We start from the raw sequence: 605 nt of genomic DNA on the forward strand, positions 1-605 counted from the left end.
GTCCTACCCGCAGTCCGCGCAGCCGGCCCATGACGATCAGGACGACGTGGTGATCCCCCGGCTGCCTGGAAGCGGCAACCGCACGTCGGCGGGCGGGCCCTCGTCCTCCTCACGGCGACCGGGACGATCGGGTGACCGCCGTCCGATGGGACCCCCGATGCCCGTCGGCGATGCGGAAACAGGCGTGGGGCCCCGGCCGGCGACTGCCTCGGCGCCGACGCAGGCTCAGCGCAGGGCCCAGCAAGACGCCGCCGCCCTGGTCGAAGTCGATGAAGGTGTCGAACAGCCGGTCACCGCGCGTGCCGAGGCGACACGCCTGATCGGTGCGCTGCTGCACGACCCGGTGACCGCCGCACGGCTCCACGACAGCGGCGTACGGTTCGTGGTGATGCCCCGCAGCACAAAGGCATCCGAGCTCCCGCAACTCGCCCACTCGCACGACGTGGCCGAACTGCGCGGCGTCGTGGACGAAGAACACCGCATCGTGGTGATCCCGGAGGAGAACCTGCTCGGCGAGGCGACCACCGCCCTGGGCGGCGAACGCCACTACGCCGACGGCTACTCCGTCGTCACACACGAAACCGCACACGCCGTCTACCTGTTCG

General features: G+C 71.1%; 1 protein-coding gene. It reads left to right on the top strand.

Translation table 11 applies throughout. The features are described 5' to 3' along the window. Window positions 1–184 precede the first annotated feature (184 nt). The coding region (locus tag IE239_RS41595) for a type 1 glutamine amidotransferase family protein (protein ID WP_190154628.1) at window positions 185–605 on the top strand (421 nt) is incomplete at its 3' end.

The organism is Streptomyces humidus (genome assembly GCF_014649655.1).
GTDB classification, from domain to species: Bacteria; Actinomycetota; Actinomycetes; order Streptomycetales; family Streptomycetaceae; genus Streptomyces; species Streptomyces humidus.